Consider the following 18,766-nt stretch of genomic DNA (forward strand, 5'->3'; position numbering starts at 1 on the left):
AAGTCAGGACACTAATTGCTGGACCTCCAGCGCTTGTCGCCGATAAGCAGCCACCTTCCGCTTTTCTAATTGTCTAGCTACAGCGGCCACCGACTAGCGAGACTTCCCTCACCGCCGTACGATAAGTCAACATCGCCTCACTAAGGTTCATCGTGTTTCCTTTATCTCCTACGGTTCAGTCCAGTCCGTACGTCGCTAAACGGCCGCTTCCGCTTTTCTATTTTCACTTTGTCGAAATTTTGCTAATGAAATTGAAGAGAAATATAGTATACTTGCAGTAGTTGAAATTTCACATTGGAGGAAAACCATATACATGAATTCAAAAAGTCATAACGCTGTTACATTAGGGAAAGTGCTTCCGTTTATTCAAAACAGTGATTATTTTTATCAAAAAGGGATTTCATTTTATCGTAAAAATAAAATGGATCGGGCTATTTTTTACATTGAAAAGGCAATTGAGTTAAAGGCTGATGATCCAATATATCACTGTCAATTATCTGCTATATTAGCAGATAAAGGGGATTACGAACGTTCAAATGAAATTTTGCATCATGTGATTACCGAGTTAGATTCTTCTATGTATGAGTGTTACTTTTTTATGGCCAATAACTATGCTCATCTTGGACTATTTGAGTTAGCTGAAGAAATGGCATTCCACTATATTGAAATGAACGAAGACGGTGAGTTTGTGGATGATTCACTGTCCTTATTAGAACTGTTACACTTTGAAAGAGATGAATCTTCGGATGAGGGTAAACTAGATGAGGAAGAGCTACTCATCGTTCGTCATGCAAATGCCCAGGCTCATATTGCTCGAGGTCATTATGATCTTGCAATCGAACAGTTAAAACAAATGATAGAAGATCGACCTAATTTATGGTCTGCACATAATCAGTTAGCCAAAGCATTATTTTTACAAGGCCAGCATCAAGCTGCACTTGATCAGACTTATGAAGTGTTAGAAAAGGATCCTGGCAACTTTACCGCTCTGTGTCATTTGACGTCTTTTTATTATCAATTAGGTAGAAAAGAAGAAATGATACAGTTAGGGCAATTATTAAATAAAGTTCGTCCAATAAATATCGACCAGCGTTTCTTATTAGCTGAAACGTTCTGTAAAATTGAATTTTTTAAAGAAAGCTTTCATCAACTCCGTTTACTAAAAAAAGAGGACTTTGAAGAAACGATTGAATTTCTGCAATGTTTTGCAGTCGCATCTTTCCATTGTGGCGATATCGAACGAGCAAACGTTTCTTGGCGAAAAGCAGCAAAATTAGGAGACAAAAAAGCTGAAAAACTTTTGGCGCAAGATGCAAACGGTTTGCTAAAAAAAGAAAACGTTCGTTATAATTAATCCTGCTTCACTTTATACGCATAAGGGTATTTGAGCATTTTATTGGACAGAAGAAAAAGATATTACTACGATAGATAGAGAAAGAAGTGGAATACTACTTGGGGAAGAGTATAAGGCAATATCGCAAGCAATGAAACCCTCATATAGTAAGCAGAAGGAGTGAGATGGATGAGTGAAGAGAAAATTTATGATGTTGTTATTGCTGGTGCAGGTCCTGCAGGTATGACAGCAGCGGTGTACACATCCCGTGCTAATTTAAGTACAGTCATGGTTGAAAGAGGAGTACCAGGGGGGCAGATGGCCAACACGGAAGATGTAGAGAACTATCCAGGGTTTGATCATATTCTTGGTCCTGACCTTTCAAATAAAATGTTTGAGCATGCGAAAAAATTCGGGGCTGAATATGCGTATGGTGACATTAAAGAAATTATTGACGGTGAAGATTATAAAATTGTAAAAGCAGGAAGCAAAGAATTTAAAGCAAAAGCTGTTATTGTTACAACAGGTGCTGAATACAAAAAAATAGGTGTACCTGGTGAAAAAGAGTTAAGTGGACGTGGTGTATCTTATTGTGCGGTTTGTGACGGTGCCTTCTTTAAAGGAAAAGAACTCGTCGTTGTAGGTGGAGGAGACTCGGCTGTAGAAGAGGCAGTGTATTTAACTCGATTTGCTACGAAAGTAACGGTCGTGCATCGTCGTGATGAATTACGTGCTCAAAAGATTCTTCAGCAACGTGCATTTGATAACGAAAAAGTAGACTTCATTTGGAACCATACGGTAAAAGAAATTAACGAAGCAGAAGGAAAAGTTGGCAGTGTTACACTTGTAAGTACTGAAACAGGTGAAGAACGTGAATTTAAAACGGACGGTGTATTTATTTACATCGGGATGTTACCGTTAAATGCTTCTGTTCTTAACTTAGGTATTACAAATAAGGACGGTTATATTGTAACAAATGATGAAATGGAGACGAAGGTACCTGGAATTTTAGCAGCAGGAGATATTCGTGAAAAGACACTTCGACAAATTGTGACAGCGACAGGTGATGGAAGTATTGCTGCGCAAAGTGCTCAACATTATATTGAGTCACTCGCTGAGAAAGCCAAAGCAAAATAGTTTCAACGACTTTGCAATGGGAGTCAATTGTAAAACGGGCTAGATTGTTTACATCGAAAACAATCTACAGAAATTCTTTACAAAACGTAACTGCGTCTTAACTCTTTTGTAACAGTCATGAAACATAAAAAGGTTACTATAGAGATAAGTAATTGACCCCCTTTTTTATATATTACGTTGAAAGCACGAACACAATCTGTTCGTGCCCTTTTTTTTTAGAATAAGGAAGAGTAAATTTCGAGGATGTCCAGCTTCAGCGCCCAGCGTCTAGTGGACTTCGCTCTCCTCCTTACGATAAGTCAACATTATTACAAGGTTCATTAATTACTAACACTCCACATGAAACGAATTTATATATGCCACTTCTTCTCAACTAAGTATCTTTTATTGCTATTACTTCTCGTAGCATCTAACCGTTGTGAGTACAACCGTTTGGTAGTATACTTAGGTCATGAGAACGTGAGGTGAGTCGTGTGCAAAGAGTTACGAATTGTATTGTCATGAAGGATGAATCGATATTAATGTTACAAAAACCTCGTCGTGGCTGGTGGGTGGTTCCTGGTGGAAAAATGGAAACCGGTGAGTCAGTACTAGAAGCTGTTAAACGCGAATATCGTGAAGAGACGGGGTTATCTGTAATTGACCCGAAAATTAATGGCATTTTTACGATTGTCATTAAGGATGGCGAAACGATTACTTCAGAATGGATGTTATTTACGTTTAAAGCCACTCAATTTGAAGGGGTTCCGCTTAATCAGTCTCCTGAAGGCAAATTAGCATGGAAAAAAGTAGACGAAGTAAAATCGTTACCTATGGCAGCAGGGGATCGTTTCATTTTCGAACATATATTATATAATGATGAGCCAATTTACGGGACGTTTCACTACACCCCAGATTTTCAACTTCTTTCATACCGCTTGGAACCGAACAAACCATAAATGGAAGTTCCTAAATTTTAAAATCCTCTATTAATAGGTGTTTTGAACTAACTCTATTAAAAGAAGTAAAGGTGATAAATATGACAGGACAAAAAGAAGATATACAAATTGTCATTATTACAGGAATGTCAGGAGCCGGTAAAACAGTAGCTGTTCAAAGTTTTGAAGATTTAGGTTATTTTTGTGTCGATAATTTACCTCCTGCACTTATTCCTAAATTTATTGACCTCATTGAAAGTTCTGGCGGTAAGATGAACAAAGTCGCATTAGTAATCGACCTTAGAGGACGTGAGTTTTTTGACCATTTCTTTGAGGTGATTGATAAATTAGGAAATACGCCGAATTTACATTTGAATCCACAAGTTTTGTTTTTGGATGCAAAAGATGCAAAGCTCGTTCAACGTTATAAAGAGACACGTAGATCACACCCGTTAGCTCCGAAAGGGCTTCCACTTGAGGGGATTAAAGCAGAACGGGAAATGCTTGAAGAACTAAAAGGAAGAGCACAACAAATTATAGACACAACCGATCTAAAACCGGTTCAGTTACGAGAAAAGATCAGTCAACGTTTTTCAACAGAAGAGCAGCCGCTTTTTTCGGTGAATTTGATGTCCTTTGGATTTAAATATGGGATCCCGATTGACGCTGACCTTGTTTTTGATGTTCGGTTTTTACCTAACCCTCACTATATTGACCATATGCGTCCTAAAACGGGGCTTGATGAGGAAGTATCCTCTTATGTTTTGAAATGGTCTGAAACGCAGCAGTTTATCGAAAAACTTCGTGATCTGCTCATCTATATGCTTCCCCAGTATAAACGTGAAGGAAAGAGTCAATTGGTCGTCGGAATTGGTTGTACAGGTGGAAAACACCGTTCAGTGACGTTAGCAGAGTATTTTGGGGAATACTTTTCAAATGAGTATGTCGTCCATGTAAGTCATCGAGATATTGAAAAAGGAAAGGATAGACACTAGTGAAAAAGAAAAAGGTCGTTGTCATCGGGGGAGGAACAGGCTTATCCGTTCTATTACGAGGCTTAAAAACGTTTCCAGTGGATATTACAGCGATCGTAACCGTTGCTGATGATGGGGGTAGTTCAGGGCGATTACGTAAAGAGTTAGACATTCCACCACCTGGAGATGTACGAAATGTGCTCGTCGCATTAGCGGAAGTAGAGCCATTAGTCGAACAATTATTTCAACATCGTTTTCAAAATGGAGAGGGACTTAGTGGCCATTCATTAGGGAATTTACTTCTTGCGGGCATGACCTCGTTAACAGGGGATTTTGCTAGGGGAATTAGTGAGCTTAGTAAAGTTTTAAATGTGAGAGGAAAAGTGTATCCTGCAGCGAATCAAAGTATCGTCCTACATGCTAAAATGTGTGATGGTACGGTCGTGAGTGGAGAATCGAAAATTCCGCAAGTAGGTAAACAGATTAAGGAAGTATTTTTGACACCTGATAATGTATCGCCACTTCGGGAAAGTATTGATGCAATACAAGCGGCTGACATCATCATCATCGGCCCGGGTAGTCTTTATACAAGCGTACTTCCGAATTTACTCGTACCTGGTATTGCTGAGGAAGTGAAAAAAGCAAGCGCTAAAAAAATATATATTTGTAATGTGATGACTCAACCAGGAGAGACCGATCGATACAAAGCATCTGATCATGTGAAAGCGATCGTCGATCATTGTGGTAATCAGCTTTTAGATTATATTGTTGTGAACCAACAAAAAATCCCTCAAAATATCATATCCCGGTATGCAGAAGAAGGGGCAGAGCCTGTCGAGTTCGATAAAGACGAACTGCAAATGTACGGGATACGTATAGTGAATGAGTCATTTTTACAATATAATGATAAACTAATAAGACATGATGCAAATAAAGTAGCTCAAATGATTTTACAGCTAACATAGTGTAGATGGTGATATGGGGGTGAGACTGTTGTCATTTGCTGCAACTACGAAAAAAGAACTCACTCAATTAGAAGGAAATGAATGTTGTGCAAAAGCTGAGTTAACCGCTCTTATTCGAATGAATGGTTCTCTTGCCGTTAGCAATCAAAAATTTATGTTAGATATTACGACAGAGAATGCCGCAATTGCGAGAAGAATCTATACACTAGTAAAAAAGCTATTTCCGCAAACTCATATGGAGTTACTCGTTCGAAAAAAGATGCGCTTGAAAAAAAATAATGTCTATTTAGTGAGAATTTCACAAGAAGCAAGGCAAACTCTTGAAAATTTAGGTATTATAGGGGAAGGGTTTACTTTTATCCGAACAATTTCTCCTAGTATCATAAAGAAGCATTGCTGCCGTCGTGGTTATTTGAGGGGAGCATTTCTAGCAGGGGGATCGATTAACCACCCTGAAACTTCTTCGTACCATTTAGAAATTTTTTCACTTTATGAAGAGCATAATGAATCATTATGTGAATTAATGAATTCCTTTGGTTTGAATGCGAAAACATTGGAACGGAAAAAGGGGTTTATTACGTATATTAAGGAAAGTGAAAAAATTACAGAATTCCTAAATATTATTGGTGCCCATCAAGCGTTACTTTATTTTGAAGATGTTCGGATCATGAAGGATATGAGAAACTCAGTGAACCGACTCGTCAATTGTGAAACAGCGAACTTGAATAAAACGGTAGGAGCCGCTTTAAGACAAGTGGAGAATATTCGCTTGGTTGATCGTGAAATCGGTTTAGTTAATTTGCCAGGAAAGCTTAGGGAAATTGCTGAACTGCGGGTAAAGCATCAGGATGTGACTTTAAAAGAGTTAGGAGAAATGGTGTCTACCGGAAAAGTTAGTAAATCTGGAGTCAATCATCGTCTTCGTAAAATAGATGAATTAGCGGAACGGATTCGCTCAGGTGAACAGTTAACAGGATTCTAACGCGTGTCTTTGTTCACTAATGATGAACAAACCAAACATGTAGGACCGAAAAGATAAATAATACATTTGTGCATAGAAATGGAGGTAGTTCACGTGATTGAAAAACAATTAGAAGTAAAATTAAAAACAGGTCTTCAAGCAAGACCAGCTGCACTTTTTGTCCAAGAGGCTAATCGTTATTCTTCCGATATTTTTATTGAGAAGGATAACAAAAAAGTAAATGCAAAAAGTATCATGGGTATTATGAGTCTTGCCATCGGTAAAGGTGTTACCATCAATGTAATTGTCGACGGCAGAGATGAAGAAGAAGCGATCGCTGCACTTGAAGCCTTCGTACAAAATGAAGATTAATACGAAAACTGAGCGAAGACAGTAGTCCAGCTCAGTTTTTATTTGGGCTGTTTTCGTGATGTTTCAAATTAGCTATTTTCGTAAACTTTGTTGCTATTGGACCGTTAACCAAGCTTTCGCTTGGTTAACAGTCCAATAGCTAAAAGCAACAATCTTTTAGAAAAGAGCCTTCAAATTAGAGTAGGCCTATTAGTGAAAAAGCTTTTAAACTTTCTCAGAGGCTTGGACACAAGTTGGACACAGTTTGGACAATAAAACCTGGAAACTGGACAATATATTTAAAATCTGGATCATAAAACTGAGCTTCTAGACGATATATTTGAAATCTGGACCATATCCTTGAAATTTGACCAAAATGGTGCGCGTTAGTTTGAAGATATTTTAGGGGCGCTCTATCTAAAAGTGTCTCCTTAGTCCTCTTTCCATAAAAGAAGGCCCCCATCCGAAGTGAAATGGGGGCTTTTCTGCCTAACAAATATGCCTATTCAGCAACACACACTAACATCACCAGCTTAAAGCGTCAATTATTTTGTCGCGTTTGGCGATGAGATGACGGTATCAATAAGGCCGTATTCTTTAGCTTTTTCAGCCGTCATGAAATTATCACGGTCTGTATCTTTGGCGATGACTTCTAGTGGTTGACCTGTGCGTTCAGCTAAGATTTTATTTAAGTGTTCGCGCATTTCAATAATACGTTTTGCATGAATTTCAATATCAGATGCTTGACCGCGAGTACCGCCAAGTGGTTGGTGAATCATGACTTCACTATTAGGTAACGCAAAGCGTTTACCTTTTTCGCCAGCAGCGAGTAAAAATGCACCCATTGATGCAGCCATACCGATACAAATCGTAGATACTTGAGGCTTAATGTAGTTCATTGTATCATAAATTGCCATACCGGCTGTGATAGAACCACCTGGGCTATTTATATATAGTGAAATATCTTTTTCAGGATCTTCGGCTTGTAAGAAAAGTAATTGTGCAACAATCGAATTTGCAACATTGTCATCGATGCCACTTCCAAGCATAATTATACGATCTTTTAATAGACGTGAATAAATATCGTATGCACGCTCACCACGATTTGTTTGTTCAATAACTGTAGGAATTAAATTCATATTTTTATCCTCCTTGTGATTTAGTTAGATTTCGAAGTAGTCCCATTTGCCATGGATGTTCAAAGTCAGCTTTACTTATGTACATGATACTCAAAAGGTCAATTAAGGTCAAATGATAACTCTTCTTTATATATACTATTTCTCCTTTTTTATTTTCATCCCTCTTTCATCATAGCCGAAAATAAAAAAAAACAAACTTTATTTGTAATATTGGCTAACATTTTCTCTTTACAGAAATGAAAACTGTTCATAAACTATAATAAGAGACTATAAAATGTAGAAATGATAGAAGCAGTTTTGACGTATACACTAACAAGAAAGCGCTTTCAGTAACGTAAGCACCTGAGCAATGAAAATTTTAAGCACCTAATGATAAAAATCTATTGATGCAAATAAGGGGAGAGTAGTTATGAGAATGGATGTTGGTCTTTTTCAACAACAAACGACAGGATTATATATGACCAAAGAACTTCGGCAAGCAATCTCACTCCTGCAATATTCAATGACTGAGCTGACGGAGTATATTCAAGAGCAAGCATTGGAAAATCCGCTCATTGAGTTAGAGGAAAACTTCCAGGTTGATCTAATGAAAAAAGAGAAGCAGAGAGAAGATATAGACGACCGGCAATGGGAGAGTGGATATAGGGAACAAGAGGTTTCACCGCTCGATTTCGTCAGCAGTGACCGTTATAATTTGCACGATCATTTACTCTATCAAGGGAGGTTTTTAGATTTAAACGAGTGTAGTCACGAAGCGCTGCGTTATTTTATTCTTCATGTGAATGAAGATGGTTACTTGAGCGAGCCTGTTGAGGAAATGGTGAAAGAATTAAAAATATCAGAAGACGAAGGCGAAATTCTCCTTATGATTTTACAAAATATGGAACCGACAGGAGTTGGAGCTAGAAACCTTCAAGAATGCCTTTTATTACAATTGGCGAAAAGAAAAGAGCGAAATCATCTTGCGGAGATGATCATTGAAAACTATATGGAAATGCTTGCTGCGAAGCGCTGGAAAGAACTTTCAAAAGAGTTATCAGTTACGCTTCAAGAAATCCAACAAGTGTATGATTTAATCCAAACGTTGCAGCCGAGACCAGGTGTGAACTACACAGATGATCTCCCAAAATATATTCAAGCGGATGTTACGGTAGAGGAAATGGAAGGTGAGCTAGTCGTACTCGTCAATGATGAATTGCTCCCAAGAATACAGTTAAACAAACAATATCAATCTCTTTTACACGATAAGAGCTCAGAGGCAAATGAATATATTCGAAAGAAGTATGATCAAGTGCAATGGTTATTAAAAAATATTAAGCAACGGCAAGTAACGTTATATCAAGTGACCGAAGCGATTGTTCGTCATCAGAAAGAGTTTTTTTACAAAGGAGCAGAAGCACTAAGACCGTTAACATTAAGACAAATTGCTGATGAAATCGATGTCCATGAATCGACCGTGAGTCGGGTGACAACGAATAAATATTTACAATCTCCACGTGGGTTATTTGAGCTAAAATATTTCTTTACGACTGCTCTTTCGAATGGAAACGCCGGTGAAACTTCTTCATCTTATGCAAAAGAAGTGATAAAATCATTAATTGAAAAAGAAGATAAACGGAAACCTTTATCTGATCAAAAAATTGTTGATGCATTAAAGTCGCAGCATAACATTGAACTTTCTCGTAGAGCAGTTGCGAAGTATCGTGATGAGATGAACATTCCGTCATCATCGAAACGAAAACGATTTGAATAGTGGGGGTTGTTATGGATAAACTAAAGGTAACGTTTTTTACGAAAGAAAATTGCTCCTTATGTGACAATGGATTAACCGTATTAAAAATGGTTCAGGAGGATATACCATTTGAAATTGAAATGGTTGATATTTATAAAGATGATGTGTTACTTGAAAAATATCAAGTAATGATCCCTGTTGTTTCAATCGATGGCGAAGAGGTTGATTTCGGAATTTTATCTGAAGATAAAATAAGAAAACGTTTACTTTCAGTTTGTCGATAAAATTGACTTGAAGTTAAGATCATTTCCTTGTTACAATAGAAGTGCAAAAGGATTTGGTCTTTTTTTTACACAAAACGGGACATTTTTTGTCACGTAGGGACGTATACAGTCCCAATTATAGGGGATGTATAACAATAGAAGGAGAATAAGGATGAGGGATCTTTTTGACATTCAACAAAAGCTTGTTCCTGATTTACTTGATGTTTTGTTGAAGCGTTATAGAATACTCCAGTATATTCGTTTGATGGAACCGATCGGACGAAGAAGCCTCTCTTCTAGTATGGACATTAGCGAGAGAATCTTACGAAGTGAAGTAACATTTTTAAAAGACCAACGCTTAATCCACGTCGCGAGTGCAGGAATGAGTCTAACGAATGAAGGTAAGGATTTATTGCTGAAGCTTGAAGGCATGATGAAAGAGCTACTAGGATTGAAGGCTCTAGAGGAACAGCTTGGGCATGAGTACCACCTAAAAAATGTTATTGTTGTTCCTGGTGATAGTGATGAGTTTGATTGGGTAAAAAAAGAAATGGGCCGTGCTTGTGTTCAATATTTGAAGCGGCACATAGCCAGTCATACGACAATAGCTGTTACAGGCGGTACGACGATAGCGGCAGTTGCTGAAATGATGGGTTCAGATTTTCAGCGAGATGATTTATTGTTTGTCCCAGCAAGAGGCGGGATCGGGGAAAGAGTGGAAAATCAGGCAAATACGATTAGTGCACAAATGGCAAGGCAAACAGGCTCTTCGTATCGATTATTACACGTTCCTGATCAATTAAGTGAAGAAACGTATACTTCATTAATCGCAGAACCGTCAGTGCAAAGTGTTTTGGATACAATTACCTCAGCCTCTGTCATTCTTCATGGAATTGGTGAAGCGAAAGCGATGGCTGTACGAAGAGGGGCCTCTGAAGAATTTTTGCATAAGCTATCCATACATGAGGCAGTTGCTGAAGCATTTGGTTATTATTTCGACCATTTAGGAAATATTATTCACAGGGAACGAACTATAGGTCTTCAACTCGAACACTTAGATGAAAATAAGCAAGTCATTGCCATTGCAGGTGGTGCCTCAAAAAGTGCAGCCATCTCAGCCTATTTAAGAAATCGTAAAAGCAGCGTCCTGATTACAGACGAAGGCGCAGCAAGACAAATGTTATAGTTTTGGTGTCAGGCACCTTTGTTGATTTGCAGTGTTAAAGTATGAGTGCCTGATGTATGTAATGTAGCAGATGAATAAAGTTTTAAAAAAAGGGTTTGTCCCTTTTCATAATACAACGGTGATCATGGTGTCAGGCACCTTTACTTAATTAATGTGGGAAAGGGCTCACCTCATCGTTTAATGCTTTTATTTACTAAGGAGGAATTTTATTATGGCAACAAAAGTAGGAATTAATGGATTTGGACGTATTGGTCGAGTAGTTTTCCGTGCAGCACTTAAAAACCCTAACGTACAGGTAGTAGCAATTAACGATTTAACTGATGCTAACATGCTTGCACACCTTTTAAAATATGACACTGTTCATGGACAGCTTGATGCTGAAGTAACAGTTAACGGTGATAGCTTAGTTGTTAATGGTCAAGAAATTAAAGTAATTGCTGAGCGTGACCCTGCTCAATTACCTTGGGGTAATCTAGGAGTAGAAGTAGTTGTTGAGTCAACTGGACGTTTCACAAACCGTGATGACGCAGCAAAACATATTGAAGCAGGTGCAAAGAAGGTTATTATCTCAGCTCCAGCTAACAACGAAGATATTACAGTAGTTATGGGTGTTAACCATGACAAATATGATCCAGCTAGCCACCATGTTATTTCAAACGCATCTTGTACAACAAACTGTTTAGCTCCATTTGCAAAAGTATTAAACGATAAGTTTGGTATCCGTCGTGGAATGATGACGACAGTTCACTCTTACACAAACGACCAACAAATCCTAGACCTACCACATAAAGACTACCGTCGTGCACGTGCAGCAGCTGAAAACATCATCCCGACAACAACGGGTGCTGCAAAAGCAGTAGCACTAGTATTACCTGAGTTAAAAGGTAAATTAAATGGTGGTGCAATGCGTGTACCTACTCCAAACGTTTCTTTAGTAGACTTAGTAGCAGAACTTGATAAAGAAGTAACAGCAGAAGATGTAAACAACGCACTTAAAGAAGCAGCAGAAGGTGAATTAAAAGGAATTTTAGGTTTTAGCGAAGAGCCATTAGTATCTGGAGACTATAACGGAAATCCTAACTCGTCTACAATCGATGCTCTTTCTACAATGGTTATGGAAGGAAACATGGTTAAAATCATCTCTTGGTATGATAACGAGTCAGGATATTCACATCGAGTTGTAGATTTAGTTGAATATATGGCAAAGCAAGGACTATAATCTTTTATAGTGAAAGTTTTGGTAAGGGAGGGGAAAGGCACCAGCAGTTCTTTCTCCCTTTTTCTAAATTTTTCTCAAATGTTGAATTCAAATGAGGGGGTTTACGCAGTGAATAAGAAGTCAATTCGCGATGTTGAATTAACAGGAAAGAAAGTGTTTTGTCGTGTCGATTTTAACGTCCCAATGAATAACGGGGAAGTTACAGATGACACGCGGATTCGTGCTGCTTTGCCAACGATCCAGTATTTAGTGGAACAAGGGGCAAAAGTAATTTTAGCAAGTCACCTTGGTCGTCCAAAAGGACAAGTTGTCGAAGAGTTACGTCTCGACCCAGTAGCAAAACGTCTAAGCGATTTACTACAAAAAGAAGTAACAAAAACGGATGAAGCATTTGGTCCTGAAGTTGATCAAGCCATCTCAGGCCTAGCAGATGGGGACGTTCTTTTACTAGAAAACGTTCGTTTTTATCCAGGTGAAGAGAAAAATGCTCCAGAATTAGCACAACAATTTGCAGCGCTTGCAGACCTTTATGTTAATGATGCGTTTGGAGCCGCTCACCGTGCGCATGCTTCAACAGAAGGAATCGCACATCATATCCCAGCTGTAGCTGGTTTTCTCATGGAAAAAGAGCTTGAAGTGTTAGGAAAAGCGTTATCTAATCCAGACCGCCCGTTCACAGCGATTATTGGTGGTGCGAAAGTCAAAGATAAGATCGGTGTTATCGAAAACCTTCTAGAAAAAGTAGACAATTTAATTATTGGTGGCGGTCTTGCCTATACTTTCGTAAAAGCAAAAGGCTATGAAATCGGTAAATCATTACTTGAAGCCGATAAAATCGATTTAGCAAAACAGTTTATGGAAAAAGCAGAACAAAAAGGCGTTAAATTATATATGCCAGAAGATGTAGTTGTTGCCAATGAATTTTCTAAAGATGCAACAACACAAGTCGTTGATATTGATAGCATTCCGGCCGATTGGGAAGGTCTTGATATTGGACCGAAAACAGTTGATACGTACCGTAACGTTATTTTAGATTCAAAGCTCGTCATTTGGAATGGCCCAATGGGAGTATTTGAATTTGATGCATTTGCGAATGGTACGAAAACTGTAGCGGTTGCACTTGCAGATGCTAGTGAGACATTTACAGTAATCGGTGGTGGAGATTCTGCTGCTGCAGTAGAAAAGTTTGATTTAGCAGAAAGTATGAGTCACATTTCTACAGGCGGAGGCGCGTCTCTTGAATTTATGGAAGGTAAAGAGCTTCCAGGAGTAGTTGCTTTAAACGATAAGTAATCAGGAAAGGATGTTCATATTGCGTAAACCAATTATTGCAGGAAACTGGAAAATGAATAAAACACTTGGTGAAGCGGTGGAATTCGTGGATCAAGTGAAAGGAAACGTACCGTCAAATGAACAAGTAGATGCAGTTGTATGTGCACCTGCATTATTCTTAGATGCACTCGTAAAAAGTGTAGAAGGAACAGACCTGAAAGTAGGAGCACAAAATATGCACTTTGAAGAAAGTGGTGCATTTACAGGTGAAATCAGCCCTGTTGCTCTTTCAGACTTAGGCGTGAACTATGTGATCATCGGACATTCTGAGCGTCGTGAAATGTTCAATGAAACGGATGAGACGGTGAATCAAAAAGTACAAGCTGCTTTTTCACATCGTTTAATTCCAATTATGTGCTGCGGAGAAACTTTAGGTCAACGTGAAGCAGGACAAACGAATGACCTCGTTGGTGACCAAGTAAAAAAAGGACTTGCTGGACTTTCTGAAGAGCAAGTGAAGCAAGTTGTCGTCGCTTATGAACCGATTTGGGCGATTGGTACAGGTAAATCATCTTCTGCACAAGAAGCAAACGAAACGTGCGCGCATATCCGTACGGTTGTTGCTGAAATGTATTCTCAAGAAGTTGCCGATGCAGTACGCATTCAATACGGTGGAAGTGTAAAACCTGCAAATATTGCTGAGTATCTTGGCCAAAGTGACATTGACGGTGCACTTGTCGGTGGCGCAAGCTTAGAAGCCGATTCATTTTTACAGCTTTTGGAGGCAGGAAAATGAGTAAGAAACCGGTGGCAATGATAATCCTCGATGGGTTTGCCTTAAGAGACGAAACGAAAGGGAATGCCGTCACCCATGCCAAAAAGCCAAACTTTGACCGCTATTGGAATTCTTATCCGCATGCAACATTGAAAGCATCAGGTGAAGCGGTTGGCCTCCCTGAAGGACAAATGGGAAACTCTGAAGTTGGACATTTGAACATCGGGGCCGGACGAATTGTCTATCAAAGTTTAACAAGAGTGAACTTGTCCATCCGTGAAGGTGATTTTTTCGAAAATCAAACATTCAAACAGGCGATGGATCATGTGAAAGATAAAAACAGTAGCTTACATATTTATGGACTGCTTTCAGATGGTGGCGTTCACAGTCATATTGATCATTTATTCGCCTTACTTGAAATGGCAAAAGAAAAAGGATTAGAGCGCGTGTATGTTCACGGGTTTTTAGATGGCCGTGACGTTGGCCCGACAACGGCAGAAGTATATGTTCGTGCCCTTGATGAAAAAATGAAGGACTTAGGCATCGGAGAAATTGCTACTGTACACGGAAGATATTACGCAATGGACCGAGATCAACGATGGGAACGTGTTGAAAAATCCTATCGTGCGATGGTTTATGGGGAAGGCCCTTCGTATAAAAGTGCTCTCGAAGTACTTGAAGATTCTTATAAAAATGACATTCATGATGAGTTTGTCCTTCCATCTGTCATCCTTGATGATAATAACCAACCAGTAGGGACGATTAAAGATGATGATGCGGTAATTTTCTTTAACTTCCGACCTGACCGTGCGATTCAAATGTCGCAAGTGTTTACGAATGAAGATTTTAGAGGCTTTGACCGTGGGGATGCATTCCCGAAAAGTCTTCATTACGTTTGCTTGACTCACTTTAGTGAGACGGTACAAGGTTTTGTAGCGTTCAAGCCGACGAACTTAGATAATACGCTAGGTGAAGCTCTTTCCCAACAAGGTTATAAGCAGCTCCGAATCGCGGAAACCGAGAAATACCCGCATGTCACCTTCTTTTTTAGCGGTGGAAGAGAAGAACCATTTGATGGTGAAGAACGAATATTAATTGATTCACCTAAAGTCGCTACATATGATTTAAAACCGGAAATGAGTGCTTACGAAGTAACGGACGCCTTACTAAAAGAAATCGAAGCAGACAAACACGATGCGATTGTTTTAAACTTCGCTAACCCTGATATGGTTGGTCACTCAGGTATGCTCGAGCCGACTGTGAAAGCGATCGAGGCGGTAGACGAATGTTTAGGAAAAGTGGTAGATGCGATTATAGCAAAAGGTGGACATGCGATTATTACTGCGGACCACGGAAATGCCGATGAAGTGATAACACTCGAAGGAAGCCCAATGACTGCACACACGACTAACCCAGTCCCAGTCATTGTCACGAAAAATGATATCGAGCTACGAGAAGACGGAATTTTAGCGGATCTCTCTCCAACCCTACTGCAATTACTAGGTGGAGAACAGCCGAAAGAAATGACGGGAAAATCATTAATTAAGTAAATTTTGTTAAGATTTTTTGAAAGCTAAAGGATTTTAATCCGTTATGACGAATGATTGATAGGCGATAACGGATATCCTAGAAACGGATACAAACTATTATCGTATGAATTGAAAAATAAGGGAGATGACTTATAATGACAACAATTACTGATGTTTATGCACGCGAAGTGCTTGACTCTCGTGGAAATCCAACTGTTGAAGTGGAAGTATATTTAGAATCTGGAGCTATGGGCCGTGCTTTAGTACCAAGTGGTGCATCTACTGGTGAGTACGAAGCAGTAGAACTTCGTGACGGTGGCGAGCGTTTCATGGGGAAAGGTGTTCAAAAAGCAGTAGAGCACGTTAATGAAGAAATCGCTCCTGAATTAATCGGCTGGGATGCACTAGACCAACTTGGTATTGACCAATATATGATCGAGCTTGATGGTTCAAGCAATAAAGGTAAATTAGGTGCTAATGCGATCTTAGGTGTTTCCATGGCTGTTGCTCGTGCAGCTGCAGAAGCGCTAGGTATGCCACTATACATGTACTTAGGTGGTTTCAACGGAAAAACTCTTCCAGTACCAATGATGAACATCTTAAACGGTGGGGAGCATGCAGATAACAACGTCGATATCCAAGAATTCATGGTTATGCCTGTTGGTGCAGAAACGTTCAAAGACGGTCTTCGCATGGGTACAGAAATTTTCCATAACTTAAAGTCAGTATTAAAAGGAAAAGGCTTAAACACTGCTGTAGGTGATGAAGGTGGTTTTGCACCTAACCTATCTTCAAATGAAGAAGCGCTTCAAACGATCATTGAAGCAATTGAAAAAGCTGGTTATAAGCCAGGTGAAGAAGTTGTTTTAGCGCTTGACGTTGCCTCTTCTGAGCTTTACAGAGATGGAAAATATCACCTTGAAGGTGAAGGTGTTGTGAAAACATCAGAAGAAATGATCGAGTTCTATAGTGACCTCGTGTCAAAATACCCTATTATCTCAATTGAAGACGGCTTAGACGAAAATGACTGGGATGGCTGGAAAAAGCTAACTGATGCATTAGGAACAAAAGTTCAATTAGTTGGTGACGATCTATTTGTTACAAACACAGAAAAGCTTTCTGAAGGTATCGAAAAAGGAGTTGGAAACTCAATCCTCATTAAAGTGAACCAAATCGGTACATTAACAGAAACGTTTGATGCAATCGAAATGGCAAAACGTGCAGGCTACACAGCAGTTATCTCCCACCGTTCAGGTGAAACTGAAGATAGCACAATCGCTGACATTGCCGTAGCAACTAATGCGGGCCAAATCAAAACAGGTGCTCCTTCACGTACGGACCGTGTAGCGAAATACAACCAGCTTCTTCGCATTGAAGATGATCTAGCAAACGTTGCAAAATACGGTGGAAAAAAAGCATTTTATAACTTAAACAAATAAAAACTTACAATAACGAGGCTGAGATTTCGATTTCAGTCTCTTTTTTAGTCCGTTTTCACATAACTGTATAATAACTCCGGCAAATCACACTACATATGTAGTTGTCACTACCTATACTTTTATGATAAATTAGTATAAGCGCATATTGTGCTTGGAGGTGGATGATTCAATGCAAACGTTAATGATGGTATTATTAATTATTGTTTCAATTGGACTAATTACTGTTGTTGTACTACAAGCTGGTAAAAGTGCAGGCCTTTCAGGAGCGATTTCTGGGGGAGCAGAACAGTTACTTGGTAAGCAAAAAGCTCGAGGTATCGATGCTGTGCTGAACCGTGCAACGGTTGTCCTTGCTGTATTGTTCTTTGTATTAACCATTGCTGTGGCATATTTTATGTAAAAAGACGAAAGCAGCTGAAGGAGCCTTCACTGCTTTTCTTTGCCTTTAAGGAGTTTGAATCACTTTTTCATAAACCGCCTTATAAAGCCGTTACATTTTTTCAATCGTGATTAGAAATGTGTTTTTTAACCTAAAAACAACTCGGCACTGCTGCCGGGTTTTCTTTATAAATTCGTAAATTGGAAAATCGGACCAATTTAGAAATGTTTTGGTTTTATAAAATACTTTTTCGGTAATACGGAAAATAGGATAATTTTAAAAAAATTAAAGCAGACATACATTTAGATTGATCCTGAACTGGAAAAGATAGTGAATAAATACTTTTTCACATATTTAATAGAGAAAGTCAATTCAGGTGAAACTAAGAATAGATTGAGGTCTGTGAAATGAAGAGGAAGGTAAGAATGAAAATAGTTGCCCCAAAATCATTTACTTTTGAAGGTGGAAAACGTGCGGTATTACTACTTCACGGATTTACAGGAAATACTGCTGATGTCAGAATGATAGGAAGATATTTACAGGAAAACGGATATACATGCCATGCTCCGTTATATAAGGGTCATGGTGTTCCGCCGGAAGAGCTTGTCCATACTGGGCCAGACGACTGGTGGAAGGATGTTGAAGGCGGTTATCACTTATTAAAAGACCAAGGATATGAAGAAATTGCAGTTTGTGGACTTTCACTCGGAGGTGTATTTTCCTTAAAAGTCGGCTACACTTTACCGGTAAAGGGCGTTATACCGATGTGTGCCCCGGTGAATCCGAAGACGGAAGTAGCGATGTATGAAGGTGTTTTAGAATATGCGAGGGAATACAAGCGTCGGGAACAAAAAAGTGAAGGGCAAATTGAGCAAGAAATGAGTGAATTTAAAAAAACGCCAATGCAAACGTTAAATGCTCTGCAACAGCTTATGCATGATGTAAGACAGCACCTTGATCACATTTATGCACCTGTCATGGTCGTGCAAGCGAGGCATGACGAAATGATTGATATTGAAAGTGCAAATATTATTTTTGAACATGTGGAAAGTGATGAAAAAGAGCTTAAGTGGTACGAGGATTCCACTCACGTGATAACGCTAGATAAAGAGAAAGAAAAACTGCACGAGGATATATTACAGTTTTTAGAAAAATTAGATTGGACCCACTCATAAAAACAGATGAAAGGAGTGTA

Annotated in this window: 17 protein-coding genes and 1 pseudogene; 17 read left to right on the forward strand and 1 reads right to left on the reverse strand. The window is 39.0% G+C overall.

Translation table 11 applies throughout. The features are described from left to right. Positions 1–313: 313 nt before the first annotated feature. From J0N78_RS20395 to J0N78_RS20425, 7 genes are all read left to right on the forward strand, one after another. Positions 314–1,354 carry a tetratricopeptide repeat protein gene (locus tag J0N78_RS20395; protein ID WP_209124976.1) on the forward strand — a complete coding sequence of 347 codons (1,041 nt, stop codon included), beginning with the start codon at positions 314–316 and terminating at the stop codon, positions 1,352–1,354. Between the two features lie 168 nt (positions 1,355–1,522). Further along, a complete protein-coding gene (gene trxB / locus J0N78_RS20400) occupies positions 1,523–2,470 on the forward strand; it encodes a thioredoxin-disulfide reductase (RefSeq protein WP_209124977.1) in 948 nt (315 codons plus the stop codon). Between the two features lie 473 nt (positions 2,471–2,943). Then, positions 2,944–3,408 carry an NUDIX hydrolase gene (locus tag J0N78_RS20405; RefSeq protein ID WP_209124978.1) on the forward strand — a complete coding sequence of 155 codons (465 nt, stop codon included), beginning with the start codon at positions 2,944–2,946 and terminating at the stop codon, positions 3,406–3,408. An 80-nt stretch (positions 3,409–3,488) separates the two neighbouring features. Beyond that, entirely contained in the window at positions 3,489–4,382 is an 894-nt protein-coding gene (gene rapZ, locus J0N78_RS20410) for an RNase adapter RapZ (protein WP_209124979.1), read from the forward strand. Further along, positions 4,382–5,326: a gluconeogenesis factor YvcK family protein gene (locus J0N78_RS20415; protein WP_209124980.1), complete on the forward strand. Its 945-nt coding sequence runs from the start codon at positions 4,382–4,384 to the stop codon at positions 5,324–5,326. The genes rapZ and J0N78_RS20415 overlap by 1 nt, the downstream gene beginning before the upstream one ends. A 28-nt stretch (positions 5,327–5,354) precedes the next feature. Then, on the forward strand, positions 5,355–6,308 hold the full coding sequence (gene whiA, locus J0N78_RS20420) for a DNA-binding protein WhiA (protein ID WP_209124981.1): 954 nt from the start codon (positions 5,355–5,357) through the stop codon (positions 6,306–6,308). Positions 6,309–6,401: 93 nt separating this feature from the next. Continuing rightward, the gene (locus tag J0N78_RS20425) at positions 6,402–6,659 is read left to right on the forward strand and encodes an HPr family phosphocarrier protein (RefSeq protein WP_209124982.1); all 258 of its coding nucleotides are present in this window, start codon (positions 6,402–6,404) and stop codon (positions 6,657–6,659) included. Between the two features lie 524 nt (positions 6,660–7,183). Here the strand turns inward: J0N78_RS20425 and clpP are convergent. Beyond that, positions 7,184–7,783 (reverse strand): annotated as a pseudogene (clpP, locus tag J0N78_RS20430) (ATP-dependent Clp endopeptidase proteolytic subunit ClpP); the annotation flags it as partial. A gap of 403 nt (positions 7,784–8,186) precedes the next feature. Between clpP and rpoN the strand changes: the two are divergent. The 10 genes from rpoN (at position 8,187) to J0N78_RS20480 (ending at position 18,746) form a co-directional block, all read left to right on the forward strand. Beyond that, positions 8,187–9,530 carry an RNA polymerase factor sigma-54 gene (gene rpoN, locus J0N78_RS20435; protein ID WP_247747455.1) on the forward strand — a complete coding sequence of 448 codons (1,344 nt, stop codon included), beginning with the start codon at positions 8,187–8,189 and terminating at the stop codon, positions 9,528–9,530. 11 nt (positions 9,531–9,541) lie between these two features. Beyond that, on the forward strand, positions 9,542–9,793 hold the full coding sequence (locus J0N78_RS20440; protein WP_209124984.1) for a glutaredoxin family protein: 252 nt from the start codon (positions 9,542–9,544) through the stop codon (positions 9,791–9,793). A 151-nt stretch (positions 9,794–9,944) separates the two neighbouring features. Beyond that, positions 9,945–10,958 (forward strand): sugar-binding transcriptional regulator, encoded by a 1,014-nt coding sequence (locus J0N78_RS20445; RefSeq protein WP_209124985.1) that lies wholly within the window; start codon positions 9,945–9,947, stop codon positions 10,956–10,958. 211 nt (positions 10,959–11,169) lie between these two features. Then, positions 11,170–12,177 (forward strand): type I glyceraldehyde-3-phosphate dehydrogenase, encoded by a 1,008-nt coding sequence (gap, locus tag J0N78_RS20450; protein WP_209124986.1) that lies wholly within the window; start codon positions 11,170–11,172, stop codon positions 12,175–12,177. Positions 12,178–12,285: 108 nt separating this feature from the next. Continuing rightward, positions 12,286–13,470: a phosphoglycerate kinase gene (locus J0N78_RS20455; protein ID WP_209124987.1), complete on the forward strand. Its 1,185-nt coding sequence runs from the start codon at positions 12,286–12,288 to the stop codon at positions 13,468–13,470. Between the two features lie 19 nt (positions 13,471–13,489). After that, positions 13,490–14,245, forward strand: a complete 756-nt coding sequence (tpiA, locus tag J0N78_RS20460) for a triose-phosphate isomerase (protein WP_209124988.1) — start codon at positions 13,490–13,492, stop codon at positions 14,243–14,245. Further along, positions 14,242–15,774, forward strand: coding sequence for a 2,3-bisphosphoglycerate-independent phosphoglycerate mutase (gene gpmI, locus J0N78_RS20465; protein WP_209124989.1), 1,533 nt, complete (start codon positions 14,242–14,244; stop codon positions 15,772–15,774). The genes tpiA and gpmI overlap by 4 nt, the downstream gene beginning before the upstream one ends. 134 nt (positions 15,775–15,908) lie before the next feature. After that, positions 15,909–17,192 carry a phosphopyruvate hydratase gene (eno, locus tag J0N78_RS20470; protein ID WP_209124990.1) on the forward strand — a complete coding sequence of 428 codons (1,284 nt, stop codon included), beginning with the start codon at positions 15,909–15,911 and terminating at the stop codon, positions 17,190–17,192. Positions 17,193–17,361: 169 nt separating this feature from the next. Beyond that, positions 17,362–17,592, forward strand: coding sequence for a preprotein translocase subunit SecG (gene secG / locus J0N78_RS20475; protein ID WP_209124991.1), 231 nt, complete (start codon positions 17,362–17,364; stop codon positions 17,590–17,592). Between the two features lie 404 nt (positions 17,593–17,996). Then, entirely contained in the window at positions 17,997–18,746 is a 750-nt protein-coding gene (locus J0N78_RS20480) for an alpha/beta hydrolase (protein WP_209124992.1), read from the forward strand. The last annotated feature ends 20 nt before the right edge of the window (positions 18,747–18,766 follow it).

Source organism: Alkalihalobacillus sp. BA299 (assembly GCF_017745675.1).
Classification (GTDB): domain Bacteria; phylum Bacillota; class Bacilli; order Bacillales; family Bacillaceae_F; genus Alkalihalobacterium.

Bases quoted from the DNA above. Each gene is read 5' to 3' on its own strand.
- J0N78_RS20395 (WP_209124976.1), top strand. From the start codon at position 314: ATGAATTCAAAAAGTCATAACGCTGTTACATTAGGGAAAGTGCTTCCG.
- trxB (WP_209124977.1), top strand. From the start codon at position 1,523: ATGAGTGAAGAGAAAATTTATGATGTTGTTATTGCTGGTGCAGGTCCT.
- rapZ (WP_209124979.1), top strand. From the start codon at position 3,489: ATGACAGGACAAAAAGAAGATATACAAATTGTCATTATTACAGGAATG.
- rpoN (WP_247747455.1), top strand. From the start codon at position 8,187: ATGAGAATGGATGTTGGTCTTTTTCAACAACAAACGACAGGATTATAT.
- J0N78_RS20440 (WP_209124984.1), top strand. From the start codon at position 9,542: ATGGATAAACTAAAGGTAACGTTTTTTACGAAAGAAAATTGCTCCTTA.
- J0N78_RS20445 (WP_209124985.1), top strand. From the start codon at position 9,945: ATGAGGGATCTTTTTGACATTCAACAAAAGCTTGTTCCTGATTTACTT.
- gap (WP_209124986.1), top strand. From the start codon at position 11,170: ATGGCAACAAAAGTAGGAATTAATGGATTTGGACGTATTGGTCGAGTA.
- gpmI (WP_209124989.1), top strand. From the start codon at position 14,242: ATGAGTAAGAAACCGGTGGCAATGATAATCCTCGATGGGTTTGCCTTA.
- eno (WP_209124990.1), top strand. From the start codon at position 15,909: ATGACAACAATTACTGATGTTTATGCACGCGAAGTGCTTGACTCTCGT.
- secG (WP_209124991.1), top strand. From the start codon at position 17,362: ATGCAAACGTTAATGATGGTATTATTAATTATTGTTTCAATTGGACTA.
- J0N78_RS20480 (WP_209124992.1), top strand. From the start codon at position 17,997: ATGAAAATAGTTGCCCCAAAATCATTTACTTTTGAAGGTGGAAAACGT.